Annotated in this window: 20 protein-coding genes and 1 tRNA gene; 11 read left to right on the forward strand and 10 right to left on the reverse strand. The window is 38.3% G+C overall.

Going from position 1 to position 24,437, the window contains the following annotated elements; translation table 11 throughout:
• Nucleotides 1–56 precede the first annotated feature (56 nt).
• The 7 genes from secF to queA form a co-directional block, all read right to left on the reverse strand.
• A complete protein-coding gene (gene secF, locus MMP60_RS02890) occupies nt 57–1,025 on the reverse strand; it encodes a protein translocase subunit SecF (protein WP_018677723.1) in 969 nt (322 codons plus the stop codon).
• A 10-nt stretch (nt 1,026–1,035) separates the two neighbouring features.
• Nucleotides 1,036–2,937: a protein translocase subunit SecD gene (secD, locus tag MMP60_RS02895; RefSeq protein WP_241334890.1), complete on the reverse strand. Its 1,902-nt coding sequence runs from the start codon at nt 2,935–2,937 to the stop codon at nt 1,036–1,038.
• A gap of 51 nt (nt 2,938–2,988) precedes the next feature.
• Nucleotides 2,989–3,318: a preprotein translocase subunit YajC gene (gene yajC, locus MMP60_RS02900; protein ID WP_018677725.1), complete on the reverse strand. Its 330-nt coding sequence runs from the start codon at nt 3,316–3,318 to the stop codon at nt 2,989–2,991.
• A gap of 108 nt (nt 3,319–3,426) precedes the next feature.
• Entirely contained in the window at nt 3,427–4,557 is a 1,131-nt protein-coding gene (tgt, locus tag MMP60_RS02905) for a tRNA guanosine(34) transglycosylase Tgt (RefSeq protein WP_241334891.1), read from the reverse strand.
• Nucleotides 4,558–4,842: 285 nt separating this feature from the next.
• Nucleotides 4,843–5,412, reverse strand: a complete 570-nt coding sequence (locus tag MMP60_RS02910) for a LemA family protein (protein ID WP_004664869.1) — start codon at nt 5,410–5,412, stop codon at nt 4,843–4,845.
• Between the two features lie 57 nt (nt 5,413–5,469).
• Nucleotides 5,470–6,498, reverse strand: coding sequence for a hypothetical protein (locus tag MMP60_RS02915; RefSeq protein ID WP_241334892.1), 1,029 nt, complete (start codon nt 6,496–6,498; stop codon nt 5,470–5,472).
• Nucleotides 6,499–6,511: 13 nt separating this feature from the next.
• Nucleotides 6,512–7,549 (reverse strand): tRNA preQ1(34) S-adenosylmethionine ribosyltransferase-isomerase QueA, encoded by a 1,038-nt coding sequence (queA, locus tag MMP60_RS02920; RefSeq protein WP_241334893.1) that lies wholly within the window; start codon nt 7,547–7,549, stop codon nt 6,512–6,514.
• 180 nt (nt 7,550–7,729) lie between these two features.
• On the opposite strand from queA, the gene MMP60_RS02925 reads away from it, so the two are divergent.
• From MMP60_RS02925 to MMP60_RS02975, 11 genes are all read left to right on the forward strand, one after another.
• Nucleotides 7,730–7,816: transfer RNA gene (locus MMP60_RS02925), tRNA-Leu, on the forward strand.
• Between the two features lie 116 nt (nt 7,817–7,932).
• Nucleotides 7,933–8,559 carry a hypothetical protein gene (locus MMP60_RS02930; RefSeq protein WP_241334894.1) on the forward strand — a complete coding sequence of 209 codons (627 nt, stop codon included), beginning with the start codon at nt 7,933–7,935 and terminating at the stop codon, nt 8,557–8,559.
• Nucleotides 8,560–8,737: 178 nt separating this feature from the next.
• A complete protein-coding gene (locus MMP60_RS02935) occupies nt 8,738–10,009 on the forward strand; it encodes a HAMP domain-containing sensor histidine kinase (RefSeq protein ID WP_241334895.1) in 1,272 nt (423 codons plus the stop codon).
• A gap of 65 nt (nt 10,010–10,074) precedes the next feature.
• Nucleotides 10,075–12,822, forward strand: coding sequence for a bifunctional [glutamate--ammonia ligase]-adenylyl-L-tyrosine phosphorylase/[glutamate--ammonia-ligase] adenylyltransferase (gene glnE, locus MMP60_RS02940; RefSeq protein ID WP_241334896.1), 2,748 nt, complete (start codon nt 10,075–10,077; stop codon nt 12,820–12,822).
• A gap of 26 nt (nt 12,823–12,848) precedes the next feature.
• Complete coding sequence (locus MMP60_RS02945) at nt 12,849–13,775, forward strand: branched-chain amino acid transaminase (protein ID WP_018677746.1); 927 nt, start codon at nt 12,849–12,851, stop codon at nt 13,773–13,775.
• A gap of 142 nt (nt 13,776–13,917) precedes the next feature.
• Nucleotides 13,918–15,078 (forward strand): nucleotide sugar dehydrogenase, encoded by a 1,161-nt coding sequence (locus MMP60_RS02950; protein ID WP_241334897.1) that lies wholly within the window; start codon nt 13,918–13,920, stop codon nt 15,076–15,078.
• Between the two features lie 174 nt (nt 15,079–15,252).
• On the forward strand, nt 15,253–16,008 hold the full coding sequence (locus tag MMP60_RS02955) for a glycosyltransferase (RefSeq protein ID WP_241334898.1): 756 nt from the start codon (nt 15,253–15,255) through the stop codon (nt 16,006–16,008).
• A gap of 4 nt (nt 16,009–16,012) precedes the next feature.
• A complete protein-coding gene (locus MMP60_RS02960) occupies nt 16,013–17,635 on the forward strand; it encodes a glycosyltransferase family 2 protein (protein WP_241334899.1) in 1,623 nt (540 codons plus the stop codon).
• 96 nt (nt 17,636–17,731) lie between these two features.
• Nucleotides 17,732–19,141, forward strand: coding sequence for a mannose-1-phosphate guanylyltransferase/mannose-6-phosphate isomerase (locus MMP60_RS02965; RefSeq protein WP_347005392.1), 1,410 nt, complete (start codon nt 17,732–17,734; stop codon nt 19,139–19,141).
• A gap of 3 nt (nt 19,142–19,144) precedes the next feature.
• Entirely contained in the window at nt 19,145–19,972 is an 828-nt protein-coding gene (locus tag MMP60_RS02970; protein WP_241334900.1) for a glycosyltransferase, read from the forward strand.
• Nucleotides 19,973–20,027: 55 nt separating this feature from the next.
• The gene (locus MMP60_RS02975; protein WP_241334901.1) at nt 20,028–21,272 is read left to right on the forward strand and encodes a glycosyltransferase family 1 protein; all 1,245 of its coding nucleotides are present in this window, start codon (nt 20,028–20,030) and stop codon (nt 21,270–21,272) included.
• Nucleotides 21,273–21,369: 97 nt separating this feature from the next.
• Here MMP60_RS02975 and MMP60_RS02980 read toward each other — a convergent pair whose 3' ends face one another.
• The 3 genes from MMP60_RS02980 to aspS form a co-directional block, all read right to left on the reverse strand.
• Nucleotides 21,370–22,254 carry a lysophospholipid acyltransferase family protein gene (locus tag MMP60_RS02980; RefSeq protein ID WP_241334902.1) on the reverse strand — a complete coding sequence of 295 codons (885 nt, stop codon included), beginning with the start codon at nt 22,252–22,254 and terminating at the stop codon, nt 21,370–21,372.
• 5 nt (nt 22,255–22,259) lie between these two features.
• A complete protein-coding gene (locus tag MMP60_RS02985) occupies nt 22,260–22,481 on the reverse strand; it encodes a hypothetical protein (RefSeq protein ID WP_178905058.1) in 222 nt (73 codons plus the stop codon).
• Nucleotides 22,482–22,606: 125 nt separating this feature from the next.
• Nucleotides 22,607–24,388 (reverse strand): aspartate--tRNA ligase, encoded by a 1,782-nt coding sequence (gene aspS, locus MMP60_RS02990; RefSeq protein ID WP_241334903.1) that lies wholly within the window; start codon nt 24,386–24,388, stop codon nt 22,607–22,609.
• Between the last annotated feature and the right edge of the window lie 49 nt (nt 24,389–24,437).

A 24,437-nucleotide genomic window follows, 5' to 3' on the forward strand; every position in this document is an offset into this window, starting at 1 on the left:
AATAAAAAATGCCAGCAATATGCTGGCATTTTGTTTGAATCTAAAGCAGGGCGAGATTAAGGAATCTCTTCTTCATCAAATTCAGGTTTAACTTGGACAATAAAATCTTGACGGTTTAGACCACGCCATAAAGCAAATGCAGTACCAATATAGATAGATGAATAAGTACCGATAAAGACACCCACACACATAGCAATAGAGAACCAATGCAAACCATCACCACCTAAGAACATCATTGCAAGTACGACAAGCAATAAGGTCATTGAGGTATGAATGGTACGACGTAAAGTTTCTGTTAATGCAATATCGACAATTTCACGAGGTGTTGCACCGCGAATTTTACGAAAGTTCTCACGGATACGATCCGATACAACGATGTTATCGTTGAGTGAGAAACCCATCACCGCGAGTATCGCTGCAAGTACGGTTAAATCAAACTGCCACTGGAATAATGCAAATGTTCCGATGATGATCACGATATCGTGGAATAATGAAATTACCGCACCCATTGCAAGTTTGAACTCGAAACGAATGGTCACGTAAATCAGCATTAAGATCAAAGCAAGTGCCAGTGCACCAGCAGAGCGGATATAAAGCTCATTACCGACTTGCCCACCAACTGCATCTACTTTATGAACTTCTGCTGCATTATTCGGTAATTGAACTGCTTTGGTGATGGTATCACTCAGATCATCAACTTTTAGATCTTCTTGAACGGGCATACGCACAATCAGGTCTTTGTTACTTCCCAATGTTTGTACGACTGCATCTTTAAAGCCTGCACGGTCAAGTGCTTGAGCGACTTGGGCTGGTTGAACTGCTTGTTTATAGTTCAACTCGGCAGATACACCACCTGTAAAGTCCAAACCAAGGTTTAAGCCTTTGGTCACAATAAAGAAAACACTCGCAAGGGTAATCAAGATTGAGAAGATTGCAGCAGGCTTAGCAATCTTCATAAATGGAATGATTTTTAGATCATCTGGGCGACCGTATTGCTTTGAGTCTTGTTGAGTCAGATCAGTCATGTGAATCTCCTTAAATACTCAACTTGGTCAAATTACGGCGTTTGCCATAAATGAGCTGTACGATGGCGCGGGTCACGGTAATCGCAGTAAACATTGAGCAAACGATACCGATCATTAATGTTACAGCGAAGCCTTTGATTGGACCTGTACCAATTGCGAACAAAATAAATGCCACGATAAAGGTAGTTAAGTTCGAGTCAAAAATGGTGTTATAGGCCCGATCATAACCCGCGATAATGGCTTGTTTCGGTGATGCACCCCAGAGCATTTCCTCTCGGATACGCTCACAGATCAGTACGTTGGCATCGACTGCCATACCAATACCAATTACGATACCTGCAATACCAGGTAAGGTGAGAGACGCGCCAAGCCATGACATGATGGTTAAAATCATTGCAAGGTTAAAGACTAAAGCAAAGTTTGCAATCAAACCGAACAGACGGAAGAATACGATCATCCAAATTGCAACCAATAAGAAGCCAATTTGAGTTGATAGAACACCTGCATCAATATTCTCTTGACCAAGACTTGGTCCAACCACACGTTCTTCAACAAAGTACATCGGCGCAGCTAAAGCACCTGCACGAAGCATCAACGCAAGCTCAGCGGCTTCTTGAGGTGAATCTAAACCTGTAATACGGAACTGAGAGCCTAATACGGCTTGAATAGTTGCAGCATTAATCACTACAGATTCAGTATATGGCGTACGAACTTCAGTCTGCACACCTGTATTTGGATCAGCAACATAAGAGATCTTTTGTTTATTTTCGATAAACAAGACCGCCATGCGTTTACCCACAGCATTGCGTGTTGCATCAGCCATGAGCTTACCGCCAGCAGTGTCCAAAGTAATATTTACTTCTGCACCACCAGAGTCTTGGCTAAAGCCAGAGCTTGCATTTTGAACACGTTCACCTGTCAAGATACGGTTACGTTGTAACAGCAATTGACGACCGCTCTCCAAAGATTGATAAGCAAAAACTTCAGTTCCTGGTGGAAGTGGTTGATCATTATATTTTCCTGTATATGGGTCAATATATTGATCATTACTATCAGCAACTAAACGGAATTCTAGGTTTGCTGTACGACCCAAGACACGTTTTGCTTCAGCCGTATCTTGTACACCTGGTAATTCAACCACGATGCGGTTGTTACCTTGTGTTTGTACCAGTGCTTCTGCTACACCAAGTTCGTTAATACGATTACGTAAAGTGGTTAAGTTCTGGTTGACTGCATAAGACTGAATTTCTTGACGACGAGCATCGGTATAATTCAGTTTTAAGGTTGCACCAGAAGATGTTGCAACTGCCTGTTGAGTAAACTCATTCCCGTTACGACGTAAAAAATCCGCCGCTGCATCACGGTCTGCATTGTCAGCAAACAGGATGGTAATTGTATTATTGCTTAAAGCAAGATTATTAAACTTAATTTTGTTGTCACGAAATTGACGACGCAAATCAGTTGCAGATGTTTCCATCCGTTGACTGATAGCTTTATCCATGTCGACTTCAAGCAAGAAATGTACACCGCCACGTAAGTCCAAACCTAGTTTCATCGGTTTAGCCCCAATCTTTCGCAACCATTCTGGTGTTGTTGGTGCAAGGTTGAGTGCAACCACATAGTCATCACCTAGATCACGGCGTAACACTTCTTTGGCTTTTAACTGTGCTTCTGAAGAGTTTAAACGTAATAATGCCGCATTATTGGTGAAGCTATTGTCGTGACTGCTGATGTTGGCAGCTTTTAAAATCTGCTCCGCTTTTTGCACCATGGTTTGATCTATTTTTGTGCCTGCTTTCGCGCCTGAAATTTGGACAGCAGGTTCATCTGGATACAAACTTGGTAGTGCATATAACGTACTGATCACAAGAACAACGAGGATCAGTAAATATTTCCATGCAGGGTAACGCATTCGCTTTCTTCTTAAATGAAAAAGTCGTGCTGAGGCACGACTATCTTATGATTAAAGGTTATTTAGTGTGCCTTCAGGTAATACTGAAATGACACTGGCACGCTGAATTTTTACATCGACACCACGGCTGAGTTCAACAACTGCAAAATCACCATCAAGTTTGGTAATTTTTCCCATTAAACCGCCAGCAAATACGATTTCACTGCCCACACCTAAGCTTTCGATTAAAGAACGGTGTTCTTTAGCACGTTTCGCTTGAGGTCTCCAGATCAAAAAGTAGAAAATTGCGATGAATACCGCAATCATCAATAAGTTTGTCATCAGGCTTGGGCCTTGTGCAGCCGCTGGAGCAGCGTGAGCAGTAGAAATTAAAAAGCTCATTTCGATTTCCTAAAATTAAAAAGTCAAAAATTAATAATAAATCCCAATTCGTTTTGCAATGTACCTTGTCTTGCGATCAGGCGCAAATCTTGATGCAATTCATTCACATTAGTCTTCAGGGCACGCTGGAACGTCTAAGCCACGACGTGCATAAAAGTCCTGAACATATTCATCAAATGTGCCATTATCCAATGCATCACGCATCCCTTGCGTGAGGCGTTGGTAGTAACGCAAGTTATGGATAGTGCCGAGCATTGATGCCAACATCTCACCGCACTTCTCTAAATGATATAAATAGGCACGCGTAAAGTTTTTACAAGTGTAGCAATCACAATGAGGGTCTAAAGGTCCTTTATCATGGCGATATTTACTATTACGGATTCTTACCAGACCATCCGTGACAAAATAATGACCGTTACGCGCATTACGGGTTGGCATGACACAGTCAAACATATCGACACCACGACGAACCGCTTCAACGATGTCTTCTGGTTTACCAACACCCATTAAATAACGTGGTTTGTCTTGAGGTATTTTGTTCGGTAAATAATCAAGTACTTTGATCATTTCATCTTTGGGTTCACCCACCGATAAGCCACCAATTGCATAGCCATCAAAACCAACTTCTAATAAACCCTTAAGTGATTCATCACGCAAATCTTCGTACATACCGCCCTGAATAATGCCGAATAAGGCATTTTTATTCTTGAGCTCATCATGGTGATGTGTTTTACAACGTTTTGCCCAACGTAAAGACAGTTGCAAAGATTTTTGCGCTTCTTCATGTGTTGCAGGGTAAGGGGTACATTCATCAAAGATCATCACGATATCTGAATTGAGTACATGTTGAATCTCCATTGAAATTTCTGGAGACAAAAACACTTTTGAGCCATCAATAGGAGAGCGGAAGGTAACACCTTCTTCTTTGATTTTACGCATTGCACCCAAGCTAAATACTTGGAAACCGCCTGAATCGGTTAAAATCGGTTTATCCCATTGGATAAACTCGTGTAAACCGCCATGCTCTTTAATCACTTCCAAGCCTGGACGTAAATATAAATGGAAGGTGTTACCTAAGATAATTTGTGCCTGAATTTCTTCAATGTCACGAGGTAACATACCCTTAACCGTACCGTAAGTACCCACGGGCATAAACACAGGTGTTTCAACCACACCATGCTCTAACGTAAGTCGACCACGACGGGCACGTCCCGACTGACCTAATTTTTCAAATTTCATGACACATCCTGAGCAAGATCGAAGCACTGCTTTGAGCGCAGCGCAAGGCGAAAAAACAGTTCGCTGATCAAAAGCGGCTATTTTCCTTGATTATGGCGTGTAGTTCTACTACTAAATGTAGCCGTGGCTAAAAAATAATAATCTCCCCTAACCCCTCTGTAAAAAGAGGGGAATAAAAGGCAATATTTCTTATCGTAAATTCAGAGGTAAGATAGTCAATCTAGAGTATAAAACTGAATGATTTTCCGCTTATAAAAATGGACTACAGTGATCAGCGCTAAGGCATTAAAAATTCGGCTTATAATCAAAATTTTCAGTTGCAAGATTGTCCTTGAATGGACGAATGGCTTTTTTAGATAAGGTTAGGGTATTGATCAGGTTATTTGGGAATACTTCGATTTGGTTATTAAACAGCTCTACATTACGGTTAAATATCGTGATTGCTGCACCGACATTTTCGTTTTGTTCCTGAATGTCATCCATCATTTTGCTATACAGCGCATCAGCTTTTAGCTCAGGATAATTTTCCACCACTACATTGAGGCTACGAATTAGCTCTTTACTCATTTTCTCAATCTGTTGCAACTGAGAAATATCGGTATCATTGACATTGAGGTTCAAAATTTGTTGACGTAATTCGGTGACTTTTTCCAAAGTTGATTTTTCAAATTGTGTGTATTGATCTAATGTCGCTTCCAATGCTTCTAAGGTTTTTACTTTCTGACGCTCAAAGTTAGCCACTTCTGACCAAGCACGTTTGGTCGCATTAAAATAACGAACAATATTGTTACGTGTATAAATAGCCCATACCACGATTACAACAAAAATTCCCAAGAAGATCAGTAAACCTGTCATTGTCATTCTCCTTATTGTTATTTCCCTTAAAATACTCACTTTGCTAAAAAGAGAAATCTATTGAATTAGATTGAGCATCAATTGTTGAAATTTATGATATTGCGGCATGGTCATAGTGCGTAAATGTCCACGTAATGCAGAAATATCATCAATGTCGCTGCGTTTACTGGCGGTTTGGAAAAGATTTTGTTCGCCGACGTAACACAAAATTTGCTCTTGATGATGATAAATTAAATCACCTGTAAAATGTTGAAAAAAGTCATTGAGCTTCAATGTAAGGCTTGGACTAATTTCTTTCGCCAACTGATGTTGATCCAACCCGAAAATATTTAATTCTTGGTTAATTAAAATATCGCTACTTTGCCATGAACTGGTATAAGGCTCAAAAAAGCGTGAACGTTTGTTGCTAACCGCGATTCCTGATATGGGTATTTGAAAAATAAAAGCTCCCCATAAATCTTTATGGATTTCTTTGGCAATTTTCTGGTTGCTATTTTCTTCCTTAAAAATGGGGAGTTCACTGACATAGTGATATTGAAACAATAAAACTTGATGCTCTGTCGTGCCATCATGCCAAGTGGTTGATGCATATTGGGTGATTTCGTTAGACTCCGTTCCACGATTAAACAATGGAAAGAATTGTTTTAATTTACTGATCACCAATAATGGTTGTGCCTGAATCGGTAAATAAGCAGGTAGCTGTTGAAACTGTAAACCATAACGCAATACCGTCATGCGCTGTTCGAGATACGTGATGACCTGTGTTAATGGCTCTTCGGGTTCATAGAGCAGATAAGCTAAAAATCCAGTTAGAAAGGCAGCGAAAAGGCTGAAGATATACTGAACATGTGGGTGAAGAAAATAGCCAAAGACTAAGGTACACACACTCACAATAGCTAAAAGATAGGGCAGTACATTAAAAAAACGTAGGCTATGATCATCACGCCACGGGTGTAGGGCATCTAGCAAATCTTGATCGCTATGAGATTTTTGCCCTACTTCCCAAAGCCGAGCAATATTGCGAAAAACCTGCGCATTTTTTTTTCGTCTTATATGTAAGGCTTGTTCTACAGTATCAATCGGCATCGTTTTATTTAAATTAGGCGTTTAATTGATCCACTAGCATAGCATCACCATAGCTAAAGAAACGATAGCGTTGTTCAACTGCATGTTGATAAGCCGCTAAGATATGATCTCGATTCGATAATGCAGAAACCAGCATCAGCAGGGTTGATTCGGGTAAATGGAAATTGGTAATCAAGCGATCGACAATACAGAATTGATAACCAGGGTAGATAAAAATTTGTGTATCACCTGTCCAAGCTGCAATTTGTCCTTGATTGGCTTGTGCAGCACTCTCTAAGGCGCGGGTCGCAGTTGTTCCCACCGCAATCACTTTATTACCACGTGCCTTGGTCGCTAAGATGAGATCAATCGTGGCTTGTGGTACGTCACACCATTCACTGTGCATAATGTGGTTACTAATGTCCGTGGTACGAACAGGCATAAAAGTTCCTGCACCCACATGCAAAGTCACAAACGTTTTTTGCACGCCTTTAGCTGCTAACTTTTCTAATAAGTCTTGGTCGAAATGCAAGCTTGCAGTCGGGGCAGCAACACTGGCGATTTTTTCAGGATCATGAAATACAGTTTGATAACGCTCAGTATCAATCTCTTCGGCTTCACGATTGAAATAAGGTGGAATCGGCAACTGACCATATTGATCCAATACCGATAAAATTGGTTGTGAAAACTCCACCACAAATAGGTTTTCATGGCGACCTTGTACCGTTACAGGAATGGCATCTGCGCCAATATATAGTTCTGCGCCTGCTTTGGGTGAGTTACTCGATTTGATATGGCAGTGAGCAGTGTGGGTATCCAACATCCGCTCAACTAGAACTTCGATTGCACCGCCTGTAGCTCGTTTACCTTTAAGCCGTGCTTTCATGACTTTGGTATCATTGAGCACTAGCAAATCGCCATCTTCGAGTAAATCGAGAATATCTGTGAAAGCATGGTCATGATACTGACCTTGAGCATCGATATGGAGCAGGCGAGATGCGCTACGGCTGTCTAATGGGTAGCGAGCAATAAGTTCATCAGGGAGATCAAACGAAAAGTCGGAGAGTTGCATACATCTAAAACATCGCAAAAATTGGGCGTAGTATAGTCTTTTTTGCATTTTCTCGCTGAGTTCGTGTGTTTATTGATATAAAAATATCTGAATGATTTAAAAGTGAGCAATAAGCTAGAGTTAGGGTTTGACAATAAAATCAAACAGGTTATTATACGCAACACAAAGCATCGCACTCTTCCCGAGGTGGTGAAATTGGTAGACGCGGCGGACTCAAAATCCGCTGTCAGAGATGACGTGTCGGTTCGAGTCCGACCCTCGGGACCAAGATTCAAAGACCCCAAGCTAGTATTAAAGGCTTGGGGTTTTTTAATATTCATAATCTATAAATTAAATATATTCCTTAATAAAAATTTTTAGCTAAATTGATTAAAGGAGGGGGAATGTTAGATTTAATAATAAAAGCATTACCAGTATTTCTTGCAATCGTTCCATTCTTTGTTTGGTTGGATAAAACTAAAAGATTGATTCATAGAAGAAAATTTTACGTAGAGAGGCTGACTGCTGTAACTGAGTATATTGATAATTATTATGAACAAGATAAACAAAAGATAGAAAAGGATTGTGCCGCTCAGGCATTGGTATGTTCTGAAAAGGTAAGTCATCTAGAAGTAGATTACGTGATTAAAGAGTATCCTCAAAGATTTTTCATCATGATTAATAAGTTGATAGCTGCTCGTTATATGGTGAATATAACTTTGGATGACAGAAAAATAATTTTGACAGCAAAATCTTCAAAAAAGAGTTATCAAAAGAAAAGATTTCTTCTTGTTGGATGCTATCTTGTATCCATGATAATTGTTGAGTTAAATAATTTATTGGTTTTTTTAATGAATCAATTGGGCTTGGCAACATTTCAAGTTGATGATTGGGTACTTTTAATTGGGACTCTAGTCTCGCTAGTTATTGGAATTTTCGTAGCTATTATTTCTGGATTGCTATTTCTGAGCGTGGATGCATTGATTGAGATTTATGATGACTTAAAAGTACAGCATGTCTCTAGAAATTAACCCTTCTCTTGAAATTTAATTTAAGTTTAAATTTAATGAAATTTCACGTTCTGTTGCGAATTAATTGAATCAAGAATTGCCTTTTATGTTAAAGTTTGTTAATACTAAGTGATGGTTTTGAGCTTTTTTCTTAATAAAACGTAAACAACCGTATAACGATAATATTCGAGAGGCGGGCATGGCGATTCAATTATTAGAATTACAGCAAGCCGATAAGCTAAGCGCTTGTAAAATTTCACTTTCTTTAGGTCTAAATTCTGATCAGAATTTACTTGGACAATTTTTACAGTTTAACCGTAAATTGATGCAAGCAAGTACAGCTTTGCTTGCATTTCACCAAGAACCTTATATTTGGCATTCTTGCCCTGAAAAATTACAAGCTGTCGATGTTTCAAGGATTGCTAAAAGCTTGAATACGCTATTTGTAAATGGTGACTTAATTGATCGTGAACACCCACAATATCAAACCTTGTTGGCTTTTTTAAGCCCTTTCAACCGCAAAATACAAACTGCAATTGCAGTACATCTGCGGCATCCTGACCAAACATCACTTGGCTATATCGTTTTATTTGATGAAGTCGCACAAGGTTTTACTGAGCTACAAACACAATTGCTCCAAGCCCACTGTAGCAATTTTATGCAACAACTCGAGTTGAAGCTTAATCATGACGAATTAAAAGAATTATATGAGCAAGAGGAAGCACTTAACTTTAGTAAAACCAAATTCTTTTCGATTATTTCGCATGACTTACGTGCGCCATTTCATGGCTTATTAGGTTTCTCTGAGATATTGGCAAAAGAACGTGATACGTTAGATGAGTCTAGTATTCAAAATATTGCAGACTATCTTTACGACACCTCACAGTCGACCTATAACCTATTGGAAAGTCTACTAAATTGGGCAATGGCAGAGGGTGGGCGTTTTGTCTATCATCCGATTAATTTTAAGTTACGACAAATTACCAATATCGTGACCGATATTCTAAAAACATTGGCAATCAAGAAAAATATCCAACTGATTAATGAAGTGGATGAAAACTTAAAAGTTTATGCCGATATCAATATGATGACTTCGGTCATTCAAAATTTAGTCTCGAATGCGCTGAAATTTACTGATGTTGATGGCTCTGGGAAAGTATATATCCAAGCACAAAACAAAGGGACTTATATTGAGGTTTATGTTAAAGATACGGGTCTGGGCATGACCCAAGAGCAAATCAAAGATTTGTTCCAACCTCGCGTTAAAATGAGCTTTAAAGGCACTGCTGGAGAAAAGGGTGCTGGTTTAGGGTTGAGCTTATGTAAGCGGTTTGTGGAAATGAATCTTGGTGAAATTAATGTGACCTCACATGAGGGTGAGGGGACTGTTTTTACCGTACTTCTGCCGATCGAGCGTGAGCATGCTGATTTATGTACCGAACAGCATAAAAGTAAAGCGAAATTAGTCTAAAGAAATTTTAAAGATAAGCTTGTAACTGATATAACTAATCTAGATGACATCAGTCGAGCCTTTTTATGAATGCGGAACAGCTACAAAAAACCTTAATTGCAAGTCAATATGCTGAACAAGTCTTAAATTTATATCAAATACAATTAGAACAAGATTATGGTGAAGATCAATTTCTTCAATCTCTTTCTACAGAAAATATTCATCAAAAAGTTCAGGATGTGCTTGCCAATCTAACAGATGAACAGGCTTGGATGAAAGCATTACGTGCTTTGCGTGCCAAGTTGATGTTTCGTTGGATTTGGCAAGATGCCAATCAACTCACCAATGTGGTGACATTAACACGTGAACTTTCTGACTTTGCCGATGCGAGTATTTGTGCTGCAAAGGCTTTTGCATTACCACCGCTGTTAGCCAAATATGGCGAACCGATGGGTTATTCAGGTCAGCTTCAAGATTTGATCGTGATTGGTATGGGAAAACTGGGGGCGCAGGAACTCAATCTTTCCAGTGACATTGATCTAATTTTTGCCTTTGATGAGCAAGGTGAAACCAATGGTCGTAAATGTATAGATGTACAGCAGTTCTGCATTCTATGGGGGCAGAAGCTAATTTATCTCCTTGACCATATTACTGCGGATGGTTTTGTATTTCGTGTGGATATGCGTCTACGTCCGTGGGGAGATGGTTCAGCCTTAGCGATTAGCCATAGTGGTTTAGAAAAATATCTAAGTCAGCATGGTCGTGAATGGGAACGTTATGCTTGGATCAAAGCTCGTGTGATTACAGGTGATCAAGCAGGCGCAGATTTATTGGATATGTCACGTCCTTTCGTATTCCGCCGTTATGTGGATTATTCTGCCTTTGCTGCGATGCGTGAAATGAAAGCGATGATTGAGCGCGAAGTCATGCGCCGTAATATTGAAGATGATATTAAACTTGGTGCAGGTGGTATCCGTGAAATTGAGTTTATTGTTCAAGTTTTTCAGTTGATTTACGGTGGTTCAAAACGTGAATTACAAGATCGTCAATGTTTGGTGAGTCTGCATCATTTAGGAAATGCTGAATTACTTGATCAACAGGCTGTGATTGATCTTGAAGATGCTTACTTATTTTTAAGACGTGTCGAGCATGCGATACAAGCACTCAACGATCAGCAAACGCAGTCTCTCCCAATCGAAGCTGAATTAAGACAACGTATGTTGGATACGTTGGGCTTTAGCGATTGGTCATCGTTCTTAGAGCGACTTAATCAAAAGCGTGAAAAAGTTAAAGTTCAATTCAAGCAACTCATTCAAGAAAAAGAATTCTCAGCACCGATTGATGATTTTGTTGAGCTTGAGCAGCGATTAAATGCAATTCTAGATGGGCATGCTAAGAATCTGATCCAAAATTTTTGGCATGGGCAAGCTTTACGTAAAATACCAGCCAGTGCTTTAGAGCGCTTAAAGAAATTCTGGCCACATTTGATTGAAGCAACCTTGCAGTCTGATCAACCACAAGTTGCTTTGTTGCGTTTGATGCCTTTGGTTGAATCTGTACTTCGCCGTACCGTATATTTGGTCATGCTTATGGAAAGTCGTGGTGCTTTGCAACGATTGGTCAAAATGGCGACGGTCAGCCCGTGGATTTGTGAAGAGCTGGCGCAATACCCAGTTCTATTAGATGAATTCCTTTCTATGGATTTTGGTTTGCCGCAGCGTAAAGATCTAGAAGATTCACTACGTCAACAATTATTGCGTATCGAGATTGATCAAGTTGAAGATCAAATGCGGGTCTTACGTCTATTTAAAAAGAGCAATGTTTTAACTGTTGCTGCAAGCGATGTCTTGGCAGAAAGTCCATTAATGAAAGTGTCCGATGCACTGACTGATATTGCTGAAGTTAGCGTCCAAGCGACCCTTAATTTAGCTTATGAAGCGGTTGCTGAGCGACATGGCTATCCTTTGGGGAATAATGGTCAGCGTTGTAGTTTAGACAACAAAGGCTTTGCCGTGATTGGATATGGTAAGCTTGGTGGAATTGAATTGGGTTATGGTTCAGACCTAGATCTGGTTTTTATCCATGCTTTTGAAGAACATAGTGAAACTGATGGTCGTAAGGATATTAGTGGGGCTGAGTTTGCAATTCGTGTGGCACAAAAGTTTATGTCTTTGATGACTACACAAACTTTGGATGGGCGTGTTTATGAAATTGACACCCGATTACGTCCATCGGGTGAAGCGGGAATGTTAGTCACTAGTTTAAAAGCCTATGCGCAATATCAACAAAAGAGTGCTTGGCTTTGGGAGCATCAAGCTTTAGTACGCGCCCGTTCGATTGCAGGTGATGCAAACCTATGTCAGCAGTTTGAGCAGATTCGTTGTCAAATTTTGACTCAAAAGCGAGATGAAAATGTTGTACGTGAAGAAGTATTAAAAATGCGTCAAAAAATGAAAGACCATTTGGGATCGTCTTCTGAGCAAAAAAAACATGGCATTTTTCATTTAAAACAGGATGCAGGTGGTATCGTTGACATCGAATTTATGGCACAGTATGCAGTGCTTGCATGGGGCGAGACGAATCCAGATCTTGCCCATTATTCTGATAACGTAAGAATTCTTGAAGATGCTGCTCGAGCAGGCTGCTTATCCAGTGAAGATGCCACAGCACTCATCCATGCTTATCTCCGTGAACGAGCTGAGAGCCACCGTTTAGCGCTTGCAAATCAATCTATGCAAGTCAATGCTGCGGATTGGCACGATACCCGAGAGATCGTTTGCAAGTTATGGCAAAGGTTAATTGATCCAACTGCAATAGCATTGGAAAGTGAATGATTGTGTAAAAATTTGGAGTATGTGCCATGAATTTGGCTGATCGTGATGGTTTTATTTGGCAAGATGGAAAATTAGTTGATTGGCGTGATGCAAAAATTCACGTCTTAACACACACATTACATTACAGTATGGGTGTTTTTGAAGGCGTCCGTGCTTATGAAACCCCAAATGGTACAGCAATCTTCCGTTTGCAAGACCACACTAAACGCTTATTAAATTCAGCAAAAATTTATCAAATGAATGTTCCATTTGATCAAGCGACTTTAGAGCAGGCACAAATTGATGTCGTGCGTGAAAATAAATTGGTTTCAGCTTATTTACGTCCTCTCATTTGGATTGGCTCTGAGAAACTAGGAATTGCTGCAACAGATAATACCATCCATGCTGCTGTAGCGGCTTGGTCATGGGGCGCATATCTTGGCGAAGAAGCGATGGCACATGGTATTCGTGTTAAAACTTCATCATTTACTCACCATCATCCAAACGTGACGATGTGTAAAGCAAAAGCATGTGGTAACTATACCGTATCGATTTTGGCACACCAAGAAGTTGCGCGTTCAGGTTATGACGAAGCAATGTTGCTTGATCCTCAAGGCTTTGTTTGTCAAGGTGCAGGCGAAAACGTATTCTTAATCAAAGATGGCGTTTTGCATACACCTGATTTAGCAGGCGGTGCATTAGAAGGGATTACTCGTCAAACCGTAATTACAATTGCCAAAGATCTTGGTTATGAAGTGATTGAGCGTCGTATCACGCGTGATGAATTCTACATTGCAGATGAAGCATTCTTTACTGGTACGGCTGCGGAAGTGACGCCAATTCGTGAATATGATGACCGTGAAATCGGTTGTGGTTCACGTGGCCCGATTACCACTGTTATTCAAAAAACCTTCTTTGATGCAGTACAAGGTCGTAACGATAAATATGCACATTGGTTGACTTACGTAAAATAAGACAAACAAGATCAATTAAGCGAAGCTCAGGCTTCGCTTTTTTATTGCTGAGCTGTCAATAGATTGCAACTAAATCATCATCAATCTTTCATTGAACTTGATTACGGTGAACTTTAAGTGCAATTAAAAAAATAGAGAAGCAATGAAAATTACTGTCGTAGGTGCAGGTTATGTCGGCTTATCCAATGCTTTATTATTTTCAAAACAACATGATGTGATGGTCTTCGATATTGATAAAACACGCGTAAAGAACATTAATCAGCGCGTATCACCGATTAGCGATACCTGTATTCAAAGCTATTTATCTGAATCTAATCTTGAAGCGACTTGTGATCAAGAGCAGGCGTATCAACATGCTAAATTGGTCATTATCGCAACACCTACCAACTACAACCCTGAAACAAATTACTTCGATACATCGAGTATTGAAACTGTTATTCATGATATTCAAAAAGTAAATCCTAAAGCGTTGATGCTGATCAAATCTACAGTTCCAGTCGGCTATACCAAGGAACTTTCTAAAAAACTTGCGTTAAAGAATCTTATTTTTTCTCCTGAATTTCTAAGAGAGGGGCAGGCTTTACAAGATAATTTATATCCGTCACGGATTATTGTGGGGGAAAAGTCAAAGAGAGCTGAGAAAATTGCCAAGCTTTATTTGAAAGCGACCATTAAAAAAGACGCGGTACTGTTATGTGTTGACTCAACAGAAGCAGAAGCAATTAAGCTGTTTTCAAATACTTATTTAGCGATGCGCGTTGCTTTTTTTAATGAGTTGGATACCTATTGTCTAAAAAATAAACTGAGTGCTTTAGATATAATTAAAGGGGTGGGATTAGATCAACGTATTGGTGATCACTATAACAATCCATCCTTCGGTTATGGAGGATATTGTTTGCCGAAAGATACCAAGCAGCTTTTAGCCAACTATCATGAAACACCACAAGAGTTGATTTCGGCAATTATTCGTTCTAACCAGACTCGTAAGCAAGCGATTATTGAAGATATTCTGAGTCGGAATATTACTTGTGTTGGTATTTATCGACTGACTATGAAAGCAGACTCAGATAATTTTAGAGAGTCAGCTGTACATGATGTGTTGAGTGGTTTAGCGGATGTGGGAATCCAAATTGTGATCTATGAACCAACTTTGAGTACGAAAGCGTACCTTGGTCATCCTTTGGTATCGAGTCTACAAAAATTTAAAGCAATCTCTGATTTGATTATTGTCAATCGTATGGTGCCGATGTTCAGTGATGTAATGGAAAAAATATATACACGAGATTTATTTGGGATAAATTAAAGCTATAATTGTTAAACAAAACTATAAACAATCCTCCTAGTTTGGTGAATTAATAATAATTTTTTTGATAACGCCTATGCTAAGATACCCCAATATTCAGTGCATATTGTTTTAAAACACTTGGTACGAAAATCGCAACGCGAAAAATAATATCTAAGGCATTAAGGTTATCAGATGGCAGACATTCAACAAGATTCAGCAACTCATGAAGACAATATTATTTTGTGCATGAAATGGGGAACGAAGTATGGTCCAGAATATGTTAATCGTCTGTATAACATGGTCAAACGCCATCTGACTTTACCCTTTAAAATGGTTTGTTTGACGGATCGTAGCGAGGGCATTGATCCAAATGTTCAGTGCTTTCCGATACCACCTTTAGATTTGCCTGCGGGTAGCCCAGAACGTGGTTGGAACAAACTTTCCACTTTTGAACCAGATTTATATGGTTTAAAAGGTAATGCTTTATTCTTAGACCTTGATGTTGTGATTGTGGATAATATTGACTGCTTTTTTCAAGAGAAAGGCGAGTTTTTAATTATTCATGATTGGAAGCGACCTTGGCGTATCACGGGCAATAGTTCTGTTTATCGGTTTAAATTAGGTAGTTTTCCTGAAATTTTACCGTATTTCCGTGAGCATTTTGATGAGATTCGTCAAAAATTCCGTAATGAGCAAGCCTATTTGTCATGGTTTGTCGATGCGCATGGTACTTTAAGTTATTGGAATGAAGATTGGTGTAAAAGCTATAAATACCATTGTTTACAGAAGATTCCATTGGCATATTTTAAGCCGCCTGTAAAACCGAAAGGTGCAAAAATTATTATTTTCCATGGGGAAATTAATCCACCTGATGCTGTAAATGGTGGCGGTGGTAAATGGTATCGTTATGTATTGCCTTCAGATTGGATTAAAGAGGCTTGGCAGTAATCCTATGTCGTCTGTATTAAATCAACAACCTCGACCATTCCGCTTAAGCGTCGTGATGATGGTAAAAAATGAGGCAAAAAATTTAGCAATATCATTACCAGCTTTAAAAGGCTGGATTGATGAGCTTATTGTTCTTGACTCTGGTAGTACTGATCAGGGGCAGCAGTTGGTTGAGTCTGCTGGTGGTCAATGGTTTGTAAATACAAATTGGCAAGGTTTTGGCAAGCAGAGACAATTGGCACAGAGCTATGCAACAGGTGACTGGATTTTAGCACTAGATGCAGATGAAGAAATCACTCCTCAGTTGAAGCAAAGCATTCTTGAGGTGATTGCACATACACCTGCCAATACAGTTTATGGTATTAAACGAATCGATTGTATTTTTGGTCATGAAATTGATAATTCATATTGGGCATTAAAAGCACATTGGCGCTTATACCCAAAGACGTTTCAATATAATGATAATTTAGTACATGAGTCAGTTGAACTGAATGGTGCAGTAACACAAACCTTGAAAGGAACAATGTTACATCATACCGCAGATACACCTCAGTTTTGGCTAGATAAACGCTTACAGTATGCAAAAGCATGGGCAGTTGATCGACATCAACGTGGCAAAAATGTTTCAATATTTTCTGTTATATTGCATGCAAAGTGGGCGTTTATTAAACAATACCTGATTGATGGTCGGTTTTTAAAAGGTCGATACGGTTTTGTCTACTCATTATTATTTACACAATACACGTTTAATAAATATGCCATTTTATATGATTTAGAAAACAACCAAGCGGAAAAGAATTTTTTAGATCTGAATAACAAACAGCAACTATTAAAACCTATTGATAAAGCGAATAAAAAGTCGACTTTGTCTTTAGTTATGATACTTAAAAATGAATCGAAACATTTGGCAGCATGTTTGGATACGGTATCTGATATTGTTGATGAAATTATTATTTTAGATTCAGGCAGTACTGATTCTACAAAAGAAATAGCTGAAAGATATAATGCGAAATGGCATGTTAATTTGGATTGGCAGGGTTTTGGTAAGCAAAGACAATTGGCTCAGACTTATGCGACTGGAGATTATGTTCTTGTTCTAGATGCTGATGAGCGATTAGATCAGCCTTTAAGACAAGCGATTGCCAATGTGCTGAATCAACCTGTACAAACAGATAAGGTTTTTAGTGTAGCTCGAGTAAATCAATTCTGTGGCATCGAAGTACAGAAACGCTTTTGGTATGCAGATAAACTTGCTAGATTATATGCACGTGAACATTTCCAGTATTCTAGTTTAGAGGTACATGAATCTTTAGATTCAAAAGGTGTGCCTGTCAAAAGATTAGATGGTTATTTGATGCACTTGACCAATGATGATTTACATCATTTTCTATTAAAAAATATTCGTTATAGCCATGATTGGGCGACTGAAAAATATAATAATGGAAAACAAGTTAATCTATTGATGGTTGTTCTCCGATCTATATTTTCGTTTATTCGTGAATATATTATTCGTGGGGATATACTTGGTGGAGCGTATGGTTTATTTCTTGCAGTGGCATCATTGGGTTATACTTTAGATAAGTATCTGATGTTATGGCAGAAGAATAGAGGGTGTAAAGATCTTTAAGGTGGGGTTGTAAACATCTCATCTATTTTCATGGATTTTTATATTTAGTTTTGATGAAATCAATTCGTAATGTTTGATATTTAAAGATATAGCACAGTGAAGCAAATTAAACCGATTATAATGGCTGGTGGTAGTGGAACTCGATTATGGCCATTATCGAGAACACAATTTCCAAAACAATTTTTAAAACTTGGTTTGGATGGTTATACATTACTACAATCTACTGTATTACGATTAAAAAATTTGGATTGTGAAGATCCTATTCTTATTTGTAATGAAGAACATCGTTTCTTAGCAGCAGAACAAATGCGCGAAATTGGTGTTAATGCAACCATTATACTAGAGCCTGTTGGGCAAAATACTGCACCTGCAATTGCTTTGGCAGCATTCCTATTAGAACAAAAAGAAGAAAATAAGCTTATGCTTATTTTAGCTGCTGACCATGTTATTACCGAACAAAGTATATTTGAGCGTAGTGTAGTTGATGCTATTCATTTAGCCAATCAGCGTAAATTAGTGACCTTTGGTATCGTTCCAACACATGCTGAAACAGGTTATGGTTATATTGAAAAAGGATCATCTATAGAGCATGGTTTTAATATTGCCAAGTTTGTAGAAAAACCAGATCAAGCAACTGCCCAAGAATATTTAGAAAGCCAAAAATTCCTTTGGAATAGTGGCATGTTTATGTTTCAAGCGGATCAATATTTGGAAGAGCTTAAAAAATATGCTCCTGATATTTTTCAAGCATGCTATTTATCTATGCAAGATACGCGATTAGATTTTGATTTCATTCGAATTGATCAAGCTGAGTTTGAAAAATGCCGCTCAGAATCTATTGATTATGCGGTCATGGAAAAGACCGAGCATGCGGTTGTTATTCCGCTTGATGCGGGATGGAGTGATGTTGGTTCATGGTCTGCTTTGTGGGATATAAGACAAAAAGATGAAGACGGTAATGTAACGGATGGTGATGTGATTCTGCATCAGAGTCAGAATAATTATTGTTATAGTGAAAGCCGTTTAGTTTCGTTGCTTGGCGTACAGGGACTTGTTGTTGTTGAGACAAAAGATGCTGTATTAGTTGCGGACAAAGATAAAGTTCAGGATATTAAAAAAATAGTAGAACAATTAAAACGAGATAATCGTAATGAGTATTTCTGCCATAGGGAAATTTATCGCCCTTGGGGGAAATATGACAGTATTGACCAATCTACGAGATATCAAGTTAAACGTATTACCGTAAAGCCTGGGCAAAAGTTATCGATACAGATGCATTATCATCGTTCTGAACATTGGATTGTTGTTAGCGGAACTGCAAAAATTCATAAAGGAACAGAAAGTTTTCTATTAACCGAAAATGAATCCGTTTATATTCCCTTAGGTGAGATTCATGCTTTAGAAAATCCTGGCAAATTGCCTTTAGAATTGATTGAAGTACAATCAGGAAGTTATCTTGGAGAAGATGATATCGTTCGTTTTGATGATTTGTATGGAAGAAAGTAAGAAATGGCGATACCTAAAATAATTCATCAGACTTATAGAAGCAAAGAGCTACCTCCAGAGATTTTTGAAATCGTAGAGGGGTTCAAGAGTTTGAACCCAGATTGGGAGTATCGATTCTATACAGATGAAGATATCTTAGATTATATTCAAAAAAATTTTGATGAAACGATTCTTACAGCATATCTAAAAATCAATCCAGTTTATGGTGCAGCTAAAGCTGATTTATTCAGATATTTAGTATTATATAAAGAGGGTGGGGTCTATGTTGATATTAAAAGTACATGTATCTACCCTTTAAATGATGTTATTCGACCAGATGATCAATTTATTGTTACGCAGTGGCAAAATGATCTTGGTAAAAAAGATGAAAGTACGGGGTTGTTTTTGTACTTAACTGAAGATCTAAAAATAAAAAATGGAGAATATCAACAATGGTTTATCATTGCGGAAAAGAATTCTCCAGTCATGAAACATGTTGTGGATACTATTGTCAGTAATATTCTCAACTATAGAGCTTGGGATTATAAGTTCCATAGCTATGGTAAACGTGGGGTCTTATTCGTTACAGGACCAATTGCCTATACAAAAGCAATTCATAGTGTTCAAAATAAATATCCTATTCGATTTGAACGTTATGATATTGATATGGGCTTTGTATATAATGCGCTAAAAAATAAGTCACATACGAAAGTTTTGGCTAAGCATTATGCGAACTATAAAAGCCATGTCGTTGATCAAGGTTTTGCTTTGAATTTTCTTTTTTCTATTTATATACTTGGGGTTCGCTTGATTAAAAATGGATTAAAAGCGATGGGTAAGTGGAAAGAGTAAGTCATTAGTTTTTGATAAATATAAAGTTATATAGATATTGGGTTATAGGTGTAAAATGATTTGGATAAATATTTCAAATATTTTAAAAGTCGATAAGTTTAGTGGTATCGCTCGAACAGAGTATGAATTATGCTTGTATGCTTATAAGTTATCTCAGCAAGGCTATGCTATCAAATTTTGTACATTTGATGACTGTCTGAGTTTTATTGAAATTGAAAGTCAGCAATTATCAGGTGTATTACATAATCTTAAAAATGACTGTGTTGTTAAAAATAGTCGATTAAAATTTAAGCCAAAATTAAAAAGAAGTATTTTTAAGCGCTTAAATGCACTTAGAGTATTTTGTGGGATTGTTAGTCATTGCTTTCGTGATGGTGATTTGATTATTTCTGTAGGGCAAAATTTAGGTTCAAGTGAGATGAGAGCCTTTGAAATTATAAAGAAAAAAATCAATATTGAATTAAAGTTATTGTGTCATGACTTAATACCTATTAATTACCCAGAGTTTTTCCTAAGTCAAAATACAAGTTTGTTCTCAAGGTATATGAATCAAACGATTAAGGTGGTAGATCATTTTTATTGTAATTCTGAGTTCACAAAAACTGAATTATCAGAATATCATACTAAAATGGGAGTTAATCAACCTCCAATGACCGTTGTTACACTCGGGTGTGATTTATATATGAAACAAATCACAGATAATAAAAGTGATTTGTTAAAAAGCATTATGAATCAACCCTATTTGTTATTTGTTTCTACGATTGAGATCAGAAAAAACCATAATTTGATTTATCAAATGTATTTAAAGTTATTGGAGCAAGGTGTTCAGAATCTACCACCTGTTTATTTTGTTGGACGTAGAGGGTGGAAGGTCGAAGCATTATTAAATAACTTAGATAATGATAGCCGAATTAAGGACAAGATTCGTATTTTAGATAATGTTTCTGATTCGGACCTCATACAGTTATACAAACATTGCTGGTTTACCCTATATCCATCATTTATTGAGGGATATGGATTACCTGTTGCTGAGAGCTTATCTTTTGGTAAGTTTTGTTTATCGTCGAATGCGGGTTCTTTAACTGAAGTTGGTAAAGAATATATTGATTATGCTGATCCGCATCAATTAGACCAATGGGCTGAAAAGTTTTTGTTTTTAATTAACCATCCAGAGTATGTCGCCGAAAAAGAAAAACAAATTCGTGATCAATATCGTCCAACCTCTTGGGAAGAATGTTCAAAAGAGATTTTGAACTCAGAACTTTTCACTTCCAAACAAGATCAACTAGCAACGGTTTGAAAACAATAGTATTTGGCAGTTTTTGTAAACTGCCAAATAACTAATTTTTCAATTATACTGAGTTAAGCATGACAATATTTTCACAATAGGTCACTAACTATTGATCATGTTTATAAAAAGTATCTTCTACACCTGATTGAATCCGTCTAAACCGCTTATATCCCCACATATATTCAGTCGGGAAACGGTTGATCATGTTCTCAACGGCTTTGTTAAGCGCTGTTGTTGCGATTTCGATATCACGATCATAGAGTTGAGGATCATTGAGATCATCACAATACACATCAAAACCTTCACCATCTTCACGGCGGAAACAACTTAAACCGACAAGACGACATTGGGTTTTTTGTGCCATTTTACTGGCAAGGGTGCTGGTTAAACACGGAATTCCAAAAAAAGGAACAATCACTCCACCTGACGGATGCGGAACATGATCAGGTAAAATAACGCTAAATCCACCTTGTTTTAGGTTCTTAAACAAAGCTTTGACACCATTAGCATCCGTTGGCACTAAGGTTGCATTCAGTCTTTGGCGAGCATGTAACGCAAAAGCATTAAATCCACTGTCTTTCATCGGTTTATACATAATGGTTGGCGTACCATACTGATTGACCCATGCATTCATCATTTCCCATGTACCAAGGTGAGGGGTAATGATCAGCGCACCTTTGGGATCGTTCAATGCATCCGTTAAGATTTCTAAGTGATGTACGGTGTGAATCTGCTGAATGCTCCATTCAGGTGGCATTGCCCAGCATTTTCCAGATTCAATATAGCTCAAGCATTGCTTAGTCACACTTTCTCGAGCAAGCCGTTCTTTTTGTTCTTGACTGAGTTCAGGATAAGCCAAACCAATATTGACTCTGGTTTTCCAAAGCATACTTTTATTAGGGTTTTGATTAATAAAATATGCTGCCACTTTTGCAATATTGCGCAAAAATGCTAAAGGTAAAATACGAAGTAAGCTAACGTAAAATGACATTTAGATTAATCTTTTTGATTGGCATTGCCTTTGAGCACCATATAAATTAGTGCTACAAAAATGAGTAATGCGCCAGCGAGACTACTTACGCAGAAATATAAAATGCGCTGGTTGGTGGTAATATTAAAGAGCTCATTTGCCAAGATGTAACGCATGAGAAACCATTGAGCAAGTGAAAACACAATAATTACAATCGTGTGTCGACGTACATCAGGACGCATTGCCATAAGACTGACCTCTCAATAAAAAAGCAGCCTATTATGCCATTACACAACATGATCGCAAAGTAAAACCATGTAATATAAAAAACCCTGCATTGAGCAGGGTCTTATTCAGCAATAAGTTGAAAAAATTACTTTTCTTCAGCTTTTGCTTTCTCGCGTAAACGAATGCCTAAGTCACGTAATTGATTTGCTTCAACTGGTGCAGGTGCTTGTGTCAATGGACATTCAGCAGTTTTGGTTTTCGGGAATGCAATCACATCACGAATTGAAGATGCACCTGTCATTAACATGACAAGACGATCTAAACCGAATGCTAAACCACCGTGTGGAGGCGCACCATAACGTAATGCATTGAGTAGGAAACTGAATTTTTCTTCAGCTTCTTCTTCACCAATACCAAGTGCTTCAAAAATGGCTTTTTGCATTTCTAAATTATAGATACGTAATGAACCACCGCCAACTTCTGTACCATTCAATACCATGTCGTAAGCAACAGATAACGCAGCACCAGGGTTATTCTTCACTTCTTCAACAGTTGATTTTGGTAGTGTGAATGGGTGATGAACAGATGTCCATTTGCCATCATCTGTTTCTTCAAACATTGGGAAGTCAACGACCCACAGTGGCGCCCACTCACACGTTGCAAGATTCAAGTCATGACCGATCTTGACACGAAGTGCGCCCATTGCATCATTTACGATCTTGGCTTTATCTGCACCAAAGAACACGATGTCGCCATTTTCAGCACCAACACGTTTGAGTAGATCAAGTACGATTGGTTCGATGAATTTAACGATTGGTGATTGAAGACCTTCGATGCCTTTTTCAAGTTCATTGACTTTAATATAAGCCAAACCTTTTGCACCGTAGATGCCTACGAATTTGGTGTATTCATCAATTGCACTACGTGGTAATGCGCCTGCGCCTGGTACACGTAAAGCAACGATACGACCTTTAGGGTCTTTAGCAGGGCCAGCGAATACTTTGAATTCAACCTCTTGCATCAAATCTGCAACGTCGATTAGTTTCAATGGAATACGCATATCTGGTTTATCAGATGCATAATCACGCATTGCATCTGCATAGGTCATACGTTCGAATTTATCAAATTTAACACCAAGAAGTTCATCGAACATCTTCACTGTTAAAACTTCCATTAAATCCATGATGTCATCGTCACTCATGAACGATGTTTCAACGTCGATTTGGGTAAATTCAGGTTGACGATCCGCACGTAAATCTTCGTCACGGAAACATTTAGCAATTTGATAGTAACGGTCAATACCACCCACCATAAGCAATTGTTTGAACAATTGTGGTGATTGTGGCAGCGCATAGAAGCTACCATTCGAAACACGGCTTGGAACTAAATAGTCACGCGCACCTTCTGGAGTTGCACGTGTCAAAATCGGTGTTTCTACATCTAAGAAACCATTGTCTTCGAAATAGTTACGAATGAGGTTGGTTAACTTAGAACGGAAACGTAAACGATCTAGCATTTCTTGACGACGAATGTCCAAGAAACGATATTTCAAACGAATTTCTTCAGAAATATTGGTATTTTCATCATTCAGTGGGAATGGTGGTGTTTCTGAAGCGGCAAGAACTTCGATTTCTTTACCTAAAACTTCGATTTGACCACTGACGATGTTGGCATTTTCTGTGCCTTCATAGCGACGACGAACACGACCTGTAATTTTTAATACAAACTCAGAACGTGATTTATCCGCAGTTGCAAATGCTTCTGGTGTATCTGGGTCGATAACGACTTGTACTAAACCATCACGGTCACGCATATCGAGGAAAATTACACCGCCATGGTCACGGCGACGGTGAACCCAACCGCATAGAGTCACTGTTTGATCGATTTGGGCTTCAGTTAAAGAGCCACAGTAATGAGTGCGCATCATATTGAATTATATATCCAAACTATATTGGCTGTAGACGGTGAATGCGTAA

The sequence above is a fragment of the Acinetobacter sp. ANC 4805 genome (genome assembly GCF_022549495.1).
GTDB lineage: Bacteria > Pseudomonadota > Gammaproteobacteria > Pseudomonadales > Moraxellaceae > Acinetobacter.